The 17,023-nt window shown below is 62.3% G+C and carries 16 protein-coding genes; 4 read left to right on the top strand and 12 right to left on the bottom strand.

The window, feature by feature from the left end:
* Window positions 1–158 precede the first annotated feature (158 nt).
* A complete protein-coding gene (locus KW849_RS25885) occupies window positions 159–1,061 on the top strand; it encodes a LysR family transcriptional regulator (RefSeq protein WP_108219701.1) in 903 nt (300 codons plus the stop codon).
* Between the two features lie 115 nt (window positions 1,062–1,176).
* Here KW849_RS25885 and KW849_RS25880 read toward each other — a convergent pair whose 3' ends face one another.
* Together KW849_RS25880 and KW849_RS25875 are read right to left on the bottom strand one after the other, a co-directional pair.
* Window positions 1,177–2,019, bottom strand: a complete 843-nt coding sequence (locus KW849_RS25880) for an NAD-dependent protein deacetylase (protein WP_218432050.1) — start codon at window positions 2,017–2,019, stop codon at window positions 1,177–1,179.
* A 127-nt stretch (window positions 2,020–2,146) separates the two neighbouring features.
* Window positions 2,147–3,193, bottom strand: coding sequence for a class I SAM-dependent methyltransferase (locus KW849_RS25875; protein WP_218432128.1), 1,047 nt, complete (start codon window positions 3,191–3,193; stop codon window positions 2,147–2,149).
* A 466-nt stretch (window positions 3,194–3,659) separates the two neighbouring features.
* Here KW849_RS25875 and KW849_RS25870 point away from each other — a divergent pair, with 466 nt between their 5' ends.
* Together KW849_RS25870 and KW849_RS25865 are read left to right on the top strand one after the other, a co-directional pair.
* Window positions 3,660–4,502: a DUF692 domain-containing protein gene (locus KW849_RS25870; RefSeq protein ID WP_218432048.1), complete on the top strand. Its 843-nt coding sequence runs from the start codon at window positions 3,660–3,662 to the stop codon at window positions 4,500–4,502.
* Window positions 4,495–5,250: a putative DNA-binding domain-containing protein gene (locus tag KW849_RS25865; protein WP_218432043.1), complete on the top strand. Its 756-nt coding sequence runs from the start codon at window positions 4,495–4,497 to the stop codon at window positions 5,248–5,250. The genes KW849_RS25870 and KW849_RS25865 overlap by 8 nt, the downstream gene beginning before the upstream one ends.
* Window positions 5,251–5,562: 312 nt before the next feature.
* Here the strand turns inward: KW849_RS25865 and KW849_RS25860 are convergent, their stop codons facing one another.
* The 10 genes from KW849_RS25860 to KW849_RS25815 all read right to left on the bottom strand — a co-directional run bounded on the left by KW849_RS25860 (window position 5,563) and on the right by KW849_RS25815 (window position 14,650).
* Window positions 5,563–6,126 carry an NUDIX hydrolase gene (locus KW849_RS25860; RefSeq protein WP_218432040.1) on the bottom strand — a complete coding sequence of 188 codons (564 nt, stop codon included), beginning with the start codon at window positions 6,124–6,126 and terminating at the stop codon, window positions 5,563–5,565.
* Between the two features lies 1 nt (window position 6,127).
* Complete coding sequence (locus KW849_RS25855) at window positions 6,128–6,880, bottom strand: GntR family transcriptional regulator (RefSeq protein WP_218432039.1); 753 nt, start codon at window positions 6,878–6,880, stop codon at window positions 6,128–6,130.
* 87 nt (window positions 6,881–6,967) lie between these two features.
* Window positions 6,968–7,357, bottom strand: coding sequence for a carboxymuconolactone decarboxylase family protein (locus KW849_RS25850; protein ID WP_218432037.1), 390 nt, complete (start codon window positions 7,355–7,357; stop codon window positions 6,968–6,970).
* 19 nt (window positions 7,358–7,376) lie between these two features.
* Window positions 7,377–8,828: an NAD-dependent succinate-semialdehyde dehydrogenase gene (locus tag KW849_RS25845; RefSeq protein ID WP_218432035.1), complete on the bottom strand. Its 1,452-nt coding sequence runs from the start codon at window positions 8,826–8,828 to the stop codon at window positions 7,377–7,379.
* Window positions 8,829–8,965: 137 nt separating this feature from the next.
* Window positions 8,966–9,451: a flavin reductase family protein gene (locus tag KW849_RS25840; RefSeq protein ID WP_218432033.1), complete on the bottom strand. Its 486-nt coding sequence runs from the start codon at window positions 9,449–9,451 to the stop codon at window positions 8,966–8,968.
* Between the two features lie 12 nt (window positions 9,452–9,463).
* Window positions 9,464–10,945, bottom strand: coding sequence for an aldehyde dehydrogenase (locus KW849_RS25835; RefSeq protein ID WP_218432031.1), 1,482 nt, complete (start codon window positions 10,943–10,945; stop codon window positions 9,464–9,466).
* Window positions 10,942–11,775, bottom strand: a complete 834-nt coding sequence (locus KW849_RS25830; RefSeq protein ID WP_218432030.1) for an alpha/beta fold hydrolase — start codon at window positions 11,773–11,775, stop codon at window positions 10,942–10,944. The genes KW849_RS25835 and KW849_RS25830 overlap by 4 nt, the downstream gene beginning before the upstream one ends.
* A 44-nt stretch (window positions 11,776–11,819) precedes the next feature.
* On the bottom strand, window positions 11,820–12,410 hold the full coding sequence (locus tag KW849_RS25825) for an amino acid synthesis family protein (RefSeq protein WP_003225712.1): 591 nt from the start codon (window positions 12,408–12,410) through the stop codon (window positions 11,820–11,822).
* Window positions 12,411–12,639: 229 nt separating this feature from the next.
* A complete protein-coding gene (locus KW849_RS25820; protein ID WP_218432028.1) occupies window positions 12,640–13,272 on the bottom strand; it encodes a response regulator transcription factor in 633 nt (210 codons plus the stop codon).
* Window positions 13,273–13,279: 7 nt separating this feature from the next.
* Entirely contained in the window at window positions 13,280–14,650 is a 1,371-nt protein-coding gene (locus KW849_RS25815) for a cache domain-containing protein (protein ID WP_218432026.1), read from the bottom strand.
* Window positions 14,651–14,965: 315 nt separating this feature from the next.
* Between KW849_RS25815 and KW849_RS25810 the strand changes: the two genes are divergently transcribed.
* A complete protein-coding gene (locus KW849_RS25810; RefSeq protein WP_218432024.1) occupies window positions 14,966–17,023 on the top strand; it encodes a carbon starvation CstA family protein in 2,058 nt (685 codons plus the stop codon).

The raw sequence follows: 17,023 nt of genomic DNA, 5'->3' as shown, positions 1-17,023 counted from the left end.
GTCTCGCTGGTGTATTCATTTGTTAAGTTGTTTTTTAAGGTTGATTAATAGATAAAACTCAACAATATGTAGGAGCTGCCGAAGGCTGCGATCTTTTGGATCAAGATCAAAAGATCGCAGCCTTCGGCAGCTCCTACAATACCCGGGAGAAATCGAGTATGACCGTCAAGCAGATCCGCGCCTTTCTGGCCGTGGCCCAGAGCCTGAGCTTTGCCGTGGCCTGCGAGCGCCTGCACCTGTCGCAATCGGCCCTGAGCCTGACCATCAAGGCGCTGGAGGAGGGCCTGGGCGGGCGCTTGTTCACCCGCACAACGCGCAACGTGGCGCTCACCGCCGAAGGCGAATCCCTGGTGCCGCTGGCGCGCCGGTTGATCGCCGACTGGGACAATGTCGAGGATGAACTGCGCCAGCGCTTCACCCTGCAGCGCGGTCGCGTGACCCTGGCGGCGATGCCGTCGTTTGCCGGCAACCTGCTGCCGCCGATCCTCAAGACCTTCCGCGCCCGTTATCCGAACGTCAACGTGACGGTCAATGACGTGATCAACGAGCAAGTGCTGGAAATGGTCCGTGACCGCCAGGTGGAACTGGGGGTGGCGTTCGAGCCGACCATGAGTTCGTCGCTGCAATTCACGCCGTTGTACATCGACCGATTTGTCGCAGTGGTGCCCCTGGATTCGGCACTGGCCGAACTCGATGACATCGACTGGCAAACCCTGCTCAAGGAACCGTTCATTACCTTGCAGCGACCGTCCACCGTGCGGGTTATGCTTGAAGAGCATTTGCAGGCTCGCGGCATGAAACTGCCGGTGGAGTTTGAAAGCCATCAACTGGCGACGGTCGGGCGCATGGTCGCCAGTGGCCTGGGCGTGAGCGCAGTGCCGGCCTTGTGTGCAGGGCAGATGCGTGAGCTGGGCGCGCGTTGCATTACCTTGCGCGATCCGGTGGTGGAGCGGGCGCTTGGGGTGTTGACGTTGCCCGGGGGAGAGCTGTCGGCGGCGGCGCAGGCGTTGTTTGATGTGCTCAAGGAGGAAAATCTTGGGCAACGAGTTGCCATGAGCTGATCACAATCCTCTGTAGGAGCGAGCCTGCTAGCGATGGCGGTGTGTCAGTTGACAAAGATGTTGTATGTGCCGGCCCCATCGCGAGCAGGCTCACTCCTACAGGGATTGGGTTTTGTCAGTGGTCAAGGCGTTTGGCCAGTAACGGAAGAAGCTGCTCGCACGCCCCCTCGATCTTCATATCCAGCATCTCATCGGCCCGGGTCTTGCCCAGGTTGATCGCGATCAACGGCTTGCCCTGATCCACCACCGCCCGGCACAAGCGAAATGCCGAATAGGCCATCAACGAAGATCCGAGTACCAACAACCCGGCAGCCTGTTCAACGGCCGCCATCGCCTTGGCCGCCGTGGCCTGCGCGACGTTCTCGCCAAAGAACACCACATCCGGCTTCATCCGTTCCCCGGCGCAATGCGGGCAGTGCGGGACCTGGAAGCGTGCCTCGAAGGCCGGGTCGAGCAAGGTGTCGCCGTCCGGCGCCTGTACCGCGTCGACGCCGGCCAGGTACGGGTTCTGTGTTTCCATCAGGCGCTGGATCGAATCGCGCTCGCTGCGCCGACCGCAATCCAGGCACAAAACCCGGTGCAGACTGCCGTGGAGCTCGATCACGTCATGGCTGCCGGCCTGGTCGTGCAGGGTGTCGACGTTCTGGGTGATCAACCCGCTGATCTGCCGCGTGCCTTGCAAACGGGCCAGGGTGTCGTGGGCCACGTTCGGCTGGGCCAGACGCACCCGTGGCCAGCCGAGCATCGCCCGCGCCCAATAGCGCCGCCGGGACTCCGGGGCCGAGAGAAATTCCTGATACATCATCGGCTGCCGGCCACGCCGCACGCCCTGGTTGTCGCGATAATCCGGAATGCCCGATGGCGTGCTGATACCGGCCCCGGTCAGCACGGCAAACGGCGCGTCGGCCATGAGCTGATGGAGGTGATCGAGCTGTTCATGGATCAGGCGGTCAAGCATGTCGGGAAACCTGTAGGAGCGAGCCTGCTCGCGATGGTCGTCAACGATAACACTGTAAGCCTGACACGCCGCGGCGTGATCACGTTCATCGCGAGCCAGCTCGCTCCTACAGAGAGGGCGGTGGTATTTACTTGCGCGCCTCCAGAATCAGGTTGAAGGGCGTTTCCGTGGCCCGACGAAAACGGGTGAATCCAGCCTCGCTGAATACCTTGCGCAACCGCGCTTCACCGGCCTGGGCGCCGAGGCCGAGGCCGACTTCCTGGGACAGCGAGTTGGGCGTGCAGATGAACGTCGAGGCCGCGTAGAACAGGCGTCCGACCGGGTTGATGTTGTCGTCGAGCAAGTCGTTGGCGTAGGGCTCGACCAGCAGCACCGTGCCGTCGTCCTTCAGCGATTCATAAGCATGTTTGGCTGCACCCACCGGGTCGCCCATGTCGTGCAGGCAGTCGAAGTAGCAGATCAGGTCGTAGTCGCTACCGGGGTAGCTTTTGGCCGTGCCCTGGAAGAACCGGGCCCGACCGGACACACCGCCTTCTTCGGCGCGTTGGGTGGCGACGGTAACGGAGGGCGCGTGGTAGTCGAAACCGACGAAGCGCGAATCCGCAAACGCCTGGGCCATGATCACCGTGGAGGCGCCATGGCCGCAGCCGATGTCCGCCACTTTGGCCCCGGCTTCCAGTTTGGCCACCACACCGTCGAGGGCCGGCAACCATTCAGCGACCAAGTGGGCTTTGTAGCCGGGGCGGAAGAAGCGTTCGGTACCGCTGAACATGCACGGATGGTGATCGCCCCAGGGCAGGGCGCCGTTGCCGCGCATGGCGTTGACCAGCTTGTCCTTGTCGTGGAAAAACGACGCGACCACGCTGATCCCGCCCGCCACATAGACCGGTGAGTCTTCGTTTGCCAAAGCCATGGCTTGCTCTTCGGGCAGGCGGAACTGGCCGTCATGGTGTTCCATGTAGCCGGAGGCGGCATGGGCGCTGAGCCATTCGCGCAGCAGGCGGGTGTTGCAGCCGGTTTTCCCGGCAAGGGTTTCGGGGGTGATGGGCTGACTGTCGGCCATCGCCCGGTACAGGCCGAGCTCTTCGCCGAGGATGACGTTGGCGAGCATCGCCGCGCCGCCCATGTCATTCACCAGTTTACCCATGAAATCGTTGAGTCTGGCCTCGTCCATCATGTGTGCTCCTTGAGCAGGATCACGGTCCAGGGGCGGTGTCTGGCGAGATGTTCGCCGCTGGGCGGTGGTCGTGGGAATGTGCAGGGCACCAGGCGGGTCCTGTGTGCGTTGAGTTTAGTTCGGAGCTTGCACTGCGCGGTCTGGCGCGACGAAAGCGACGATTTTCCTGCCGGCACATGACCCTGTGGGAGCGAGCTTGCTCCGGGCGGCGTTCCGACGATGGCGACCTGGCAGGCGACATCCCTGTTGAGTGTGCCGGCACCTTCGCGAGCAAGTCGGATCGCCGCACCGCCGCTCCCACAAGGGATTTGTGTTGTGTATTCCATTGTGTCCAACCCCGGTTCCGATACACAGACACCCATTGTCGGCCCCTGTCGAACATAGTCCCGATACACCCCTTCGATTAACTGTGTCTCAAGGCGGGCACCTGCCCGCAATCCTGGACACATGCGAGATCGACACCATGCAGACATCCATTGCCCCCGTAGCCAGGGCCAGCGCAGGGCTTGGCCTGCGTCGCGGTTTACTCAAAGAACTGCAAGCGGCCCCGGCCGGACATTTCGACTTTCTGGAAGTCGCGCCGGAGAACTGGATCGGCATCGGCGGTGCCCATGGTGCGGCGCTGCGGGCGCTGGCCGAGCGTTATCCGTTGTCCTGTCACGGCCTGTCCCTGTCCCTGGGCGGGGCGTCGCCGCTGGACGTCGGGTTTTTGCAGGAAGTCCGGGGTTTTCTCGACCACTACAACGTGCCGTTGTACAGCGAGCATTTGAGCTATTGCAGCGATGACGGTCACCTGTACGACCTGTTGCCGCTGCCGTTTACCGAAGAAGCGGTGCACCACGTCGCCGCGCGTATCCGTCAGGCCCAGGACATCCTTGGCCGGCGCCTGGCGGTGGAAAACGTCTCCTACTACGCCGCGCCCCAACAGGACATGGACGAGGTGACGTTCACCAATGCGGTGTTGCGCGAGGCTGATTGCGACCTGCTGCTGGACGTCAACAATGTCTACGTCAACTCGATCAATCACGGTTTCGATCCGCAGGCGTTTCTGGCTGGCATCGATTCGGGTCGGGTGGTGGCGATGCACATTGCCGGGCACTTCGACGAGTCCGATACCTTGAAGATCGACACCCACGGTGCCTCGGTGAAACCGGCGGTGTGGTCGTTGCTGGCCCAGGCTTATGTCCGGTTTGGCGTACAACCGACCTTGCTGGAGCGCGATTTCAACTTTCCGGCATTCGCCGAACTGGTGGCGGAGCTGCAGACCATTCGCCGCCTGCAACAGGAGGGTGTGGACCGTGGGTAAGCCGAATCTTTTGCAGCAACAAACCACTATGGGCCTTTACCTGCGCGATCCTGAACAGCACGCGCCTCCCACCGAAATGGACCCGGTGCGGGCACAGGTTTACCGCGATCTGGTGTTCGCCAACCTGTCTTCGCTGCTCAGTGGCACTTTTCCTGTGCTGGTGAAGATTCTGGGGGAGGAACGCTGGCGTTCGCTGGTGCGCATCTTTCTGCGGGACTACCGCGCTCGCACGCCGAAATTCGGTGAGATCGCCCAGGAGTTCGTCGAGTTTCTCGCGGTCGGGCCTCAAGCATTGAGCGATGGGCCGTGGCCACCGTTCATGGTGGAGCTGGCGCATTACGAGTGGGTGGAAATGGCCTTGCAACAATCCGACGCCGAGCCTCTGGTTACCGGTGATGCTGCGTTGCTGCTGGAGCGGCCGTTGCAGGTGTCGGCGCTGGCCTGGCCGTTGGCGTATGCCTGGCCCGTGCAGCGGGTGGGGCCGGATCATCAGCCGGGCGCTTTGCCTGATCAGCCGACACTGCTGCTGGTGCGGCGGGCGGAGGACTGGAGTGTGAGGTTTTCTGAATTGAGTCCGTTGGCGTGGCGGTTGTTGCAGAGAATTGACGAGTTTCCCGAAGTGACCGGGCGTGAACAGTTGCAAGGATTGGCGGTCGAGGCGGGGCAGCTTGGTTCATCGGCGTTTTTCGAGGGTGGTCTGAGGTTGTTGCGGCAGATGCATGGGGATGGGGTTGTCGGGGTTGTTTGATCTTCTTTGACCTTGGCGGCCGGCCAGCCGACCTGATTTCGCGGATGGATCACGCCGTAGGAGCTGCCGAAGGCTGCGATCTTTTGATCTTGATTGTCAGTAATTGAGTAATACAGCCAAAAGATCGCAGCCTCGTTGCACTCGACAGCTCCTACCAGCTCCTACGGGGAAATGCGTACGCATGACGAACCAGGCCGGCCGGTAGGCCGCCTCGGGCACTGTTGCGGTGTACGCCCCTCGTGAGGCCGAACGTCAGGGTTGGTGTCCAACTTTTGGGGTGCAGTCCAGGTGGCAGGTTAAAACCCACAACTATCAGCGAATAAAGTGAATCTTCCCGCTGTCGTCATTGCCCATGTAGATGCCATACACCCCAGCCTGACGTTCCTCGATATAGCGCTCAAGGATCTGCCGGATCGCCGGGTAGTAGATGCTGTCCCAGGGAATATCCTCGGGCGCGAAGAACTTGTAGTCGAGGGTTTCCGGGCCGTACTGGCCGGTGATCTCCAGCGCGATGGCGCGGAAGATGATGTACACCTCGCTGATCCTGGGCACGCTGAAGATCGAATAGGGCGAGACGATTTCCGCACGCACGCCGCTTTCTTCCCAGACTTCGCGCAAGGCCGCCTGCTCGGTGGTCTCGCCGCTTTCCATGAAGCCCGCCGGCAGCGTCCAGGTGCCCGGACGCGGTGGAATCGCGCGCTGGCACAACAGGTACTTGCCGTCCTGCTCGATGATGCAGCCGGCAATGATCTTCGGATTGACGTAATGGATGTAGCCGCAGCCGCGGCACATCAGGCGCTCGTGCGTATCGCCCGGCGGCAGTTGCTGACCGAGATCAGCGCTGCCGCACTTGGGGCAAAAGCTCGGGCTGAACATTTCAGCGACCTATGCGCGGTTCTTTCAGCGCGATGGGCAGGGTGATCTGCGGCGTGGCGCCGGTTTCTTCCTGTTTGCGCTTGAGGTAGTCCAGGGCCACGGCAGCGGCCGCACGCACGTGGTCGACACACGCCTGGTGGGCGGCCAGCGGGTCACCGCTCTTGATCGCTTCGACCATGCGTTCCATTTCCTGGTTACTGGCGCCGCGACGGTTTTCCTGGGACACCGAGGTCGCGCGCAGGTAGCTGATGCGTGCCTGCAACTGGCGCAGTTGAGTGGCCGCGACATGGTTGCCCGAGCCTTCGAGCAGCACGTCGTAGAAACCCTGCACCGAGTCGATGACCTGTTGCAGTTCGCCGTCCTTGAGCGCCTTGCGGTTTTCTTCCAGGGCTTTTTCCAGGGCCTTGATGTCCTTGGCCTTGGCGCGCAGGGTGAACAGTTGCACGATCAGCCCTTCGAGAACGCAGCGCAGCTCGTAGATGTCCACGGCATTGGCCAGGGTGATGATCGCGACACGTGGGCCCTTGGCGTCGGCGAATTCCACCAGGCCTTCGGATTCGAGGTGACGCAAGGCTTCACGCACGGAAGTACGGCTGACGCCCAGGCGATCGCACAGATCGCGTTCGACCAGACGGTCTCCCGGCAGGAGCTGGAAGTTCATGATGGCGCTTCGCAGTTTATCCAGCACGATTTCGCGCAGGGTAACGGGGTTGCGATTGACCTTGAAGCTGTCGTCGAGTGGCAGGCGTTTCATGGGGTCCGCTCTGATTGTGGCTGTCCATGCAAAAAAGAGCACTTCGATTACGGGAATCCATGTGCTCTGTCATCAAACAGCCAAGGGTTAACTGGAGGCCTCGGCATCGGCTTCGGCGAAGGCTTCACGGGCGAGCCGGAAACTGTCTACGGCAGCGGGGACGCCGCAATAAATGCCGACCTGAAGCAATATTTCGCGTATTTGCTCACGACTCAGGCCGTTACGCAAGGCGCCACGCACATGCAGCTTGAGTTCGTGGGGCCGGTTGAGGGCCGAGATCATCGCCAGGTTGATCATGCTGCGCTCCTTGAGCGACAAACCCTCACGACCCCAGACATGACCCCAACAATATTCGGTGACCATTTCCTGCAATGGCCGGGTAAAGTCGTCGGCGTTTTCGATGGAGCGGTTGACATAGGCTTCGCCCAGCACCTGGGTGCGGATCTTCAGGCCTTTTTCGTATTTTTCGCTGTTCATTTGCGTAGCTCCCGTGGGCTCAGAGGCCGCCCATCAAGGTGTATTTGAGTTCCAGGTAATCCTCGATGCCGTACTTCGACCCTTCACGGCCGAGCCCCGAGGACTTGATGCCGCCAAACGGCGCGACTTCTGTGGAAATCAGCCCTTCGTTGATCCCGACCATGCCGTACTCCAATGCATCGCTCATGCGCCAGGCGCGGCCCAGGTCGCGGGTGTAGCAGTAGGCGGCCAGGCCGAACTCGGTGTCGTTGGCCATCTCGACGGCCTGGGCCTCGGTGTCGAAACGGAACACCGCCGCCAGTGGGCCGAAGGTTTCTTCTTGGGCAACTTTCATTTGCGTGGTAACGCCCGCCAAAACGGTTGGCTGGAAGAAGCCGTTGCCCAATGCATGGCGTTCACCGCCGCACAGCAGTTGTGCGCCGTGGGCCAGCGCGTCCTGCACATGGTCTTCGACCTTGGCCACGGCACGCTCGTTGATCAGCGGTCCTTGGGTGACACCCGCGTCAAAGCCGCTGCCGACCTTGAGTTGCGAAACCCGCTCGGTCAGGCGCGCCACAAAGGCGTCGTGGATACCGGCCTGGACCAGGAAGCGATTGACGCAGACGCAGGTCTGCCCGGCGTTGCGGAATTTGGCGATCAGCGCGCCATCGACGGCACGCTCCAGGTCGGCATCGTCGAAGACAATGAACGGCGCGTTGCCGCCCAGTTCCAGCGAGACTTTTTTCAGCGTCGGCGCGCACTGGGCCATCAGCAATTTGCCGATGGCAGTGGAACCGGTGAACGACAGTTTGCGCACCTTCGGGCTGGCGGTCAGCTCGGCGCCGATAGCGATGGCGTCGCCGGTGATCACGTTGAAAATGCCCGCCGGAATCCCGGCCTGTTCCGCCAGAACCGCCATGGCCAGCGCCGAGAAGGGCGTTTCCGGGGCCGGTTTGACGATGCACGGGCAACCGGCGGCCAGCGCCGGGCCGGCCTTGCGCGTGATCATCGCCGCCGGGAAGTTCCATGGTGTGATGGCCGCGACCACGCCAATCGGCTCCTTGCTGACCACGATGCGCGCGTCGCCCTTGTGGCTGGGAATGGTGTCGCCGTAGATGCGCTTGGCTTCTTCGGCGAACCACTCGATGAAGCTCGCGGCGTAGAGGATTTCGCCCTTGGCCTCAGTCAGTGGCTTGCCTTGTTCGAGGGTGAGGATCTCGGCCAGGGCATCGGCGTTTTCCAGCATCGAGGCATGCCAGCGCTTGAGGGTATTGCTGCGTTCCTTGGCGGTCAGTGCGCGCCAGGCCGGCCAGGCCTTGTTGGCGGCCTCGATGGCCAGGCGCGCGTGCTCGGTACCCAGGCTCGGCACTTGGCCGATGAGTTCACCGGTGGCCGGATTGAAGATGTCCTGACAGGCGCCATCCGGCGCGTCCAGCCATTGGCCGTTGATGTAGGCCTGTTGGCGGAACAGTAACGAGGCTGCTGGGCTCATGTCGGCTCCTGGAAAAAAGGGGGTTACCTGTAGGAGCGAGCTTGCTCGCGAAAAAACCGAGAACGCCAAGGGCTGTCAGGCAGCACGCGTTATCGTTCACGACCATCGCGAGCAAGCTCGCTCCTACAGTGGCTGTGTCAGGCCAGGGTGGGCAGTGGCCCCAGCTTGCCTTTGTGGTAGATCATTGGCGTCACCGGTTGCTCGGGCAGGATCAGGTTCTTCACCGCGCCGACGATGATCGCGTGATCGCCGCCGTCGTACTCGCGCCACAGTTCGCACTCGATGATCGCCGTCGCCTTGGCCAGGATCGGGTTACCCAGTTCGCTCAAGTGCCACTCGATGCCTTTGGCCTTGTCTTTGCCTTTACCGGCGAAGGCATAGGCTTCGGCGGTCTGGTCGGCGGACAGCAGGTGAATCGCGAACTGCTTGCTGTCGCGCAGCACCGGGTAGGTGTCGGAGCCGTAGTTGGGGCAGAACAGCACCAGTGCCGGGTCGATCGACAGCGCACTGAAGGCGCTGGCGGTGATACCGACGATGCCGCCGTCCGGGTCCAGGGTGGTGACCACCGTGACCCCGGACGGGAACGAACTCATCACGTCTTTGTAAATGCCGGGTTCGATCATTTCTCAGGACTCCTAGCGCATCACGAACGGATCAGGCATCGGTGCCTGGGACAGGTTGATCCACACCGTTTTCAGCTCGGTGTAGGCCAGCACCGAATCGATGCCGCTTTCGCGTCCATAGCCGCTGTTCTTGAAGCCGCCGATCGGCGCCATGGCCGAGACCGCGCGGTAGGTGTTGACCCAGATGATCCCGGAACGCACGTCCCGGGCCAGGCGATGGGCACGACCCAGGTCACGGGTCCAGATGCCGGCGGCGAGGCCGAACTGCGAGTCGTTGGCAATCGCCAGCGCTTCGGCTTCGTCCTTGAAACGGATGACCGAAGCCACCGGGCCAAAGACTTCTTCCTGCATGATCTTCATCGAGTTGCGGTCGCACTCGAACAGCGTCGGCTCATAGAACCAGCCGTCGCCCAGATTCTCCGGACGCTTGCCGCCCAGGCGCAGGCGCGCGCCTTCGGCAATCGCATCGGCCACCAGGCCTTCGACCACAGCCAGTTGCTGTGCGGTGGCCATCGGGCCCATTTCGCTGCTGTCGTCCTGCGGGTTGCCAATGCGGATGCGCCGGGCGCGGTCCACCAGACGACCGACGAACTCGTCGTAGATCTCGTCCTGCACCAGCAAGCGCGAACCGGAGACGCAGCTCTGCCCGGAGGCGGCATAGATCCCGGCGATGGCGCCGTTGATCGCGCTGTCGAGGTCGGCGTCGGCGAAGATGATGTTCGGCGATTTGCCCCCCAGTTCCAGCGACAGCTTGGCGAAATTCTCGGCGCTGCTGCGCACCACATGCCGGGCCGTGGCAGCGCCGCCGGTGAAGGCGATCTTGCGGATCAGCGGATGGCGGGTGAGGGCGGCGCCGGTGCTTGGGCCGTAACCGGTGACCACGTTGACCACGCCCGGCGGGATCCCGGCTTCCAGCGCCAGGCGCGCCAGTTCGAGGATGGTCGCCGAGGCGTGTTCCGACGGCTTGATCACGATGGTGTTGCCCGCGGCGAGGGCCGGAGCAAGTTTGATCGCGGTGAGGTACAGCGGGCTGTTCCACGGAATGATCGCGGCAACCACGCCCATGGCTTCGTGCACGGTGTAGGCAAACAGGTCCGGCTTGTCCAGCGGCAGGGTGCCGCCTTCGAGCTTGTCCGCCAGGCCTGCGGTGTAGTGGAAGAACTCCGGCAGATAGCCGACCTGGCCGCGGGTTTCGCGGATCAGCTTGCCGTTGTCGCGGCTTTCCAGCTGCGCCAGTTGTTCCTTGTTCTCGGCGATCAGGTCGCCCAGGCGTCGCAGCAATTTGCCGCGCGCAGTGGCGGTCAAGCCGCGCCATGCCGGGCCGTCGAAAGCCGTCTGCGCTGCCTGCACAGCGCGCTCGACATCGGCTTCGTCGGCATCTGGCAGCTCGGCCCAAGGCTCGGCCAACGCCGGGTTGAGGCTTTCGAAGGTCTTGCCGGACAGGGCATCGACCCATTCACCGCCGATGCACATCTGGAAGCGTGCGAGTGTCATGCAACGATCCCCTTGATCTGGTTTTGTTGGGAATGCGCGGTCTGTAGAAACTCCAGCAACAGCTGGTTGACCAGGCGCGGAGACTCTACGGGCATCATATGCCGTTGCTCGGCGAGCACGGCAACGGTCGCACCGGGAATGCGTTCGGCCAGTTGCCGGGCCATTTCCGGGGTCGAACCGGGGTCCAGCTCACCGGTGGCGATCAGCGTCGGCACCTGGATGCTGGCCAGGTCGTCGGCGCGGTACATGTCCTGGGTGGCGAACAGTTCATAGGTGGTCAGGTAGCCCTGGGGGTCATTGCCGGCCAGGGTCTGGCGAATCGCGGCGATCTGCGCCGGGTTGGCCGCCTGGTATTCACGGCTGAACCAGCGCGACAGCGCCGCTTCGGCATTGGCGTCCGGTCCGTGTTCGGCAGCCTGACTGGTGCGGGCGATGACCCCGGCGCGTTGTTCAGCGCTGCGGTTGAACACGCTGTTGAGCACCACCAGGCCTTCCAGGTGTTGCGGGTAGTGCAAGGCAAACGCCCGCGCCACCAGCCCGCCCATGGAAAAACCGATCACCGTTGCCTTGGGCAATTGCAGGTGGTCGAGCAGCTCCAGTAACTGGTCGGCATAGCCGAGCAGCGGCGTGCCGATCGAAGGGCGCGGGCTGGCGCCATGGCCGAGCATGTCGTAGGCGATGACGCGGTAGTTCGTGGCCAGGCCAACGATCTGGCCACCCCACATTTCTTTGTTCAGGCCCACGCCGTGGATCAAGACCACGGGCTGGCCTTGGCCGGTCGCCAGGTAACTGGTGCCAGCCGGGGTGAGTTCAGCGGTGAGCCGAATCATGGAGCGCTCCTGCAATGCCTTCTTGTTGTCGTTCTGCTGGCCGGTTACTGGGCTTTTTCGGCGGCCAGTTCTTCCAGGTCGATGTAGCGGTTGCCGATGCGCGGGTGCAGGCGGCCGCCGTCGGCGCAACCCAGGACCACAACGATTTCGTCGGCACGCGGGGCGTCTTCGATCTGCATTTCCAGGGTGATGTAGTGCGAACGAAGGCCTTCGTCGTCCTTGTGCATCATCGGGATCTGGATCGAGGTGCCCGGGCCGCCGCGCTTGTTGGTGAAGCTCAGGTAGCTCTTGGCCTTGACCGCTTCGCGGTAATGGTTGCCGAAGCGCAGGGTGTGGATCACCGCCGAAGCGTGTTCGATCTCGCCATCGGCGCCGACCACCGCGGCCTTGCCGTAAGCCTCGATTTTCTCGGCACCGCCAATGATGCCCACCAGGCGCTCTACCATCAGCGCGCCGAGGTCGGAGCAGTTGGCGCGGATCTGTGGTTTCAGGTCTTCGACGAAACCGTTGCCCACCCAGGGGTTTTTCATCACAACGGCCAGACCGACCATGGTCACGGGCTTATCGGTGGCTTTGCCGCCTTCGATAAAGGTTTCTTCGACATAGCTGACGATCTTGCGGATTTCGAAACTCATGGGCTGCTCCGTAGGAGGTTTTGGTGTCTGTGCGTCTGATGGTATACCATAATACCGATGACGCAAGTCCCTTGGATGAGTTTCTCGTCGGGTGGTAGGGAGGAAAGAAATTTTCGGCCGTACGAAACCTGTAGGAGCTGCCGCAGGCTGCGATCTTTTGATCTGGAAAATCAAAAGATCGCAGCCTGCGGCAGCTCCTACAGAGGATGGTGGTGGCTGGAGGGAGGGGCTAGCGGGAAATGAGGCCGTGGTCGAGGGCGTATTTGACCAGCGCCGCCGGCTTGTCGATGTTGAGCTTGCGCCGAATACTCAGCCGATGGGTTTCCACCGTGCGCACGCTGATGTCCAGTTCCCGGGCCATTTCCTTGTTGTTCAACCCTTGCGCCATCTTCGACAGCACCTGGCTTTCCCTCGGGGTCAGTTCGTTGTCGGTGTTCCTGTCGGCGATCAGCCGCTGGGCGATTTCGGCGCTGTAGAAGGTTCCCCCGCTGCTGATGGCCTCGATGGCGGCGATGATTTCCCGTGACGGGGCGTTCTTCAGCACGTAGCCGCTGGCGCCGGAGCGCACCGATTCACTGACGTATTCGTAATTGTCGTACATGCTCAGCACCAGCACCTTGAGCGACGGGTACTGGCTGCGCAGCACGCGGGTCAGTTCCAGGCCGTTCATGTCCGGCAGGCTGATGTCGACCAGCAGCAGGTCCGGCTGGCAACGCCCGACCATTTCGATGGCGTCGGCGCCGTTTTCCGCTTCGCCGACCATTTCCAGGGGCGACATCACGGCCAGCAGCGCCTTGATGCCGTCGCGGACCAGGGAGTGATCGTCGACCAGGGCGACGCGGATCGGGGAGGGCAGGTTCATGCAAGGTTCACTCTTGTAGTTTTGCGCCAGGTTTCATTGGCAGCCGTACGTCCAGCTCGCTTCTGCCCGGCATCGAGATCAAATCGAAGCGTCCGCCAAAATGTTCGACGCGTTCGCGGATGTTACGCAAACCAATGCCGGCCTGACGACGTTCGACCTGGGCGACGTTGAAACCGCTGCCGTCATCGACCACGGTCAGCCGCACCGATTGTTCGCAGCCGCGCAGGGTAATGGACACGTTCTTCGCCTGCGCATGGCGTTCAATATTGGTCAGGCCTTCCTGGACGATGCGGAACAGTGCAACAGCGGCGCCATCGACCAGTTGGCAGTCGAATTCATTTTCGTCATAGGTCACGCTCAGCCCGCTGCGCTGCTCGAATTCGGCGGCCAATTGGCCGATGGCCGCCGGCAGGCCGAGGGTGTCGAGCAAGGATGAGCGCAGGTCGTGGGAGAGGCTGCGGACTTCGCCGATGGCATCGCCCAGGCGCTCGGTGGCGTCCCTTAACGTGTTCAGGCCCTTGTCGTGGGCTTGTCCGCGTTCCAGCAGATGGCTGGCCAGTTCGAACTGAAACTTGATCGAGACCAGCACCTGGCTGATGCCATCGTGCAACTCGCGGGACACCCGGGATCGTTCCTCCTCCTGCAGGCTGACGATGCGCTGGGTCAGGCGTTGCAGTTTCTTGTCCGCCAGCCGATGTTCGCTGACGTTGAGGGTCATGCCGGTGGCGAACACGAACAGTACCGCGACCAGGGCGACCACGGCGATGGCCATCATGGTCTTGCGGATGCCCATGGCCACTTCGGCACGGGCCTGCTGGGTGGCGCGCTCGACGTCTTCCAGGTAGATGCCGGTGCCGAGCATCCAGCCCCAGCGATCGAGCATCACCACATAGGCGAGCTTGTCGGTCACCTGGCCGGAGGAGGGTTTGTTCCAGGCGTAGCGTTGAAAACCTTCGCCCGATTGCGCGCTTTTGAGCAGCGCCTGGATCACCGGCAGGCCGTGGGGGTCTTTCATGTCCCACAGGTATTGGCCCACCAGTTCCGACTGGCGCGCATGCATCAGGCTGCGGCCTTCGTGGTCGTAGACGAAGAAGTAGCCGTTGATGCCGAAGCTGAGCTTGCGCAGTTCTTCCAGCACTTGTTGCTGGGCGTGGGCATCACCGTGACCGTCGTCGTACAGCGGCTCGATCAGGCTCTGGGCCATTTCCACGTAGTTTTTCAGCTCCGCGCGCTTGCTCGCCAGAATGCTGTCTTCGATCAGTTGCGCCTGTTGGTCGCCCAATTGGCGGTTGAGGGATATCACCAGCGCGCAGATGACGGCAATGGCCAGCACCAGCGGCAGAATCCCGAGGGCGACGATCTTGTGTTTGAGCTGCATGTTGACTCCTGCCCGCGCGAAGGCTCGGGATCATATGCCAAAAGAGGCCCTGTAGGAGCGAGCTTGCTCGCGATGGTCGTTAACGAAAACGCGTGCCTGCTGGATAAACGCGGTGTTCCGGAGTCCATCGCGAGCAAGCTCGCTCCTACAGGGGGAGGGGGCGGTGTTGTCTACGTAGAACTACGTAGATACCACGTACGTAGTAACGCGGATTTATTTGTGGACGGCATGCGCAGATATTGGGCCAGCTCCGCACCGCGGACACAATTATAAAAATTACCGCCGCAGTCACTGGCTGTCGGCAGGAGACACGCTATGCCCCGTCTGGCTAAACACCTCGCCTGGTTTGCCGTGGCTGTCCTGGGAGCGATTGCGCTGAGTGTCGTGGCCCTGCGCCGCGGCGAAGCGATCAACGCCCTGTGGATCGTAGTCGCAGCCGTCGCCATCTACCTTGTTGCCTACCGCTACTACAGCCTGTTCATCGCCAATAAAGTGATGCAGCTCGATCCCAATCGGGCCACTCCGGCTGTGCTCAACAACGATGGTCTGGACTACGTGCCGACCAACAAACACGTACTGTTCGGTCATCACTTCGCGGCCATCGCTGGTGCAGGCCCTCTGGTCGGTCCGGTGCTGGCGGCGCAGATGGGCTACCTGCCCGGCACGCTGTGGCTGATCGCCGGCGTGGTGCTGGCCGGTGCCGTTCAGGACTTCATGGTCCTGTTCATGTCCACCCGCCGCAATGGTCGCTCCCTGGGCGACATGGTTCGCGAGGAAATGGGCCGCATCCCCGGGACCATCGCGCTGTTCGGCTGCTTCCTGATCATGATCATCATCCTCGCGGTGCTGGCGCTGATCGTGGTCAAAGCCCTGGCCGAGAGCCCTTGGGGCATTTTCACGGTGATGGCGACCATCCCGATCGCGATGTTCATGGGCATCTACATGCGCTACATCCGCCCCGGTCGCATCGGTGAGATCTCGGTGATCGGCGTGCTGTTGCTGCTCGGCTCGATCTGGCTCGGCGGGCAGATTGCCGCGGATCCGGTGTGGGCCAAGGCCTTTACCTTTACCGGTCTGCAGATCACCTGGATGCTGATCGGCTACGGTTTTGTCGCGGCGGTGTTGCCGGTGTGGCTGATCCTGGCGCCCCGTGACTACCTATCGACCTTCCTGAAAATCGGCACCATCGTCGCTTTGGCCATCGGCATCCTGGTGACCATGCCCGAGCTGAAAATGCCGGCTCTGACCCAGTTCATCGACGGCACCGGCCCGGTATGGAAGGGCGGTCTGTTCCCGTTCCTGTTCATCACCATCGCCTGTGGCGCGGTCTCGGGTTTCCACGCGCTGATCGCCTCCGGCACCACGCCGAAGCTGCTCGCCAGCGAAGGGCATGCCCGCTACATCGGTTACGGCGGCATGCTGATGGAATCCTTCGTGGCCATCATGGCCATGGTCGCTGCGTCGGTGATCGATCCGGGCGTGTACTTTGCCATGAACAGCCCGGCCGCCGTCGTCGGTGCCGACGCGGTTGCCGTGGCTCAAACCGTCAGCAGCTGGGGCTTTGCCATCACGCCTGAAGCGCTGCAAGCGGTGGCCCATGACATCGGTGAAACCACCATCCTGGCCCGTGCCGGCGGTGCGCCGACCCTGGCAGTCGGTATCGCGCAGATCCTGCACCACGTCCTGCCAGGTGAGAACACCATGGCGTTCTGGTACCACTTCGCGATCCTGTTCGAAGCGCTGTTCATCCTGACCGCGGTCGACGCCGGTACCCGTGCCGGGCGTTTCATGCTCCAGGACTTGCTCGGCTCGTTCGTGCCGGCCCTGCGCCGCACCGAATCCTGGACCGCCAACCTGATCGCCACCGCCGGTTGCGTGGCCATGTGGGGTTATCTGCTGTATCAGGGCGTGATCGATCCATTGGGTGGCATCAACACCTTGTGGCCGCTGTTCGGTATCTCCAACCAGATGCTGGCCGGTATCGCGCTGATGCTCGGCACCGTGGTGCTGATCAAGATGAAGCGCCAGCGTTATGTCTGGGTCACCTTGCTGCCGGCGGTATGGTTGCTGATCTGCACCACGACCGCCGGTTTCATCAAGCTGTTCGATGCCAACCCGGCGATCGGCTTCCTCGCCCTGGCGAAGAAGTACAGCGATGCCCTGGCCAACGGTCAGGTGCTGGCCCCGGCCAAGAGCATCGACCAGATGCAGCACGTGATCTTCAACGCCTACACCAACGCAACGCTGACCGCGCTGTTCCTGTTCGTGGTGTTCAGCATCCTGTTCTTCGCGCTCAAGGTCGGTATTGCCGCCTGGGGCACCAAGGAGCGTACGGATAAGGAGGCGCCATTCCATGCGCTGCCGGATGCCTGA

The sequence above is a fragment of the Pseudomonas sp. PDM26 genome (genome assembly GCF_019219185.1).
GTDB lineage: Bacteria > Pseudomonadota > Gammaproteobacteria > Pseudomonadales > Pseudomonadaceae > Aquipseudomonas.
This window is presented reverse-complemented; position numbering and strand designations above follow the sequence as displayed.

Excerpts from the sequence above, each read along its gene's own strand:
- KW849_RS25885 (WP_108219701.1), top strand. The coding sequence starts at position 159 with ATGACCGTCAAGCAGATCCGCGCCTTTCTGGCCGTGGCCCAGAGCCTG.
- KW849_RS25880 (WP_218432050.1), bottom strand. The coding sequence starts at position 2,019 with ATGCTTGACCGCCTGATCCATGAACAGCTCGATCACCTCCATCAGCTC.
- KW849_RS25875 (WP_218432128.1), bottom strand. The coding sequence starts at position 3,193 with ATGGACGAGGCCAGACTCAACGATTTCATGGGTAAACTGGTGAATGAC.
- KW849_RS25870 (WP_218432048.1), top strand. The coding sequence starts at position 3,660 with ATGCAGACATCCATTGCCCCCGTAGCCAGGGCCAGCGCAGGGCTTGGC.
- KW849_RS25860 (WP_218432040.1), bottom strand. The coding sequence starts at position 6,126 with ATGTTCAGCCCGAGCTTTTGCCCCAAGTGCGGCAGCGCTGATCTCGGT.
- KW849_RS25855 (WP_218432039.1), bottom strand. The coding sequence starts at position 6,880 with ATGAAACGCCTGCCACTCGACGACAGCTTCAAGGTCAATCGCAACCCC.
- KW849_RS25850 (WP_218432037.1), bottom strand. The coding sequence starts at position 7,357 with ATGAACAGCGAAAAATACGAAAAAGGCCTGAAGATCCGCACCCAGGTG.
- KW849_RS25845 (WP_218432035.1), bottom strand. The coding sequence starts at position 8,828 with ATGAGCCCAGCAGCCTCGTTACTGTTCCGCCAACAGGCCTACATCAAC.
- KW849_RS25840 (WP_218432033.1), bottom strand. The coding sequence starts at position 9,451 with ATGATCGAACCCGGCATTTACAAAGACGTGATGAGTTCGTTCCCGTCC.
- KW849_RS25835 (WP_218432031.1), bottom strand. The coding sequence starts at position 10,945 with ATGACACTCGCACGCTTCCAGATGTGCATCGGCGGTGAATGGGTCGAT.
- KW849_RS25830 (WP_218432030.1), bottom strand. The coding sequence starts at position 11,775 with ATGATTCGGCTCACCGCTGAACTCACCCCGGCTGGCACCAGTTACCTG.
- KW849_RS25825 (WP_003225712.1), bottom strand. The coding sequence starts at position 12,410 with ATGAGTTTCGAAATCCGCAAGATCGTCAGCTATGTCGAAGAAACCTTT.
- KW849_RS25820 (WP_218432028.1), bottom strand. The coding sequence starts at position 13,272 with ATGAACCTGCCCTCCCCGATCCGCGTCGCCCTGGTCGACGATCACTCC.
- KW849_RS25815 (WP_218432026.1), bottom strand. The coding sequence starts at position 14,650 with ATGCAGCTCAAACACAAGATCGTCGCCCTCGGGATTCTGCCGCTGGTG.
- KW849_RS25810 (WP_218432024.1), top strand. The coding sequence starts at position 14,966 with ATGCCCCGTCTGGCTAAACACCTCGCCTGGTTTGCCGTGGCTGTCCTG.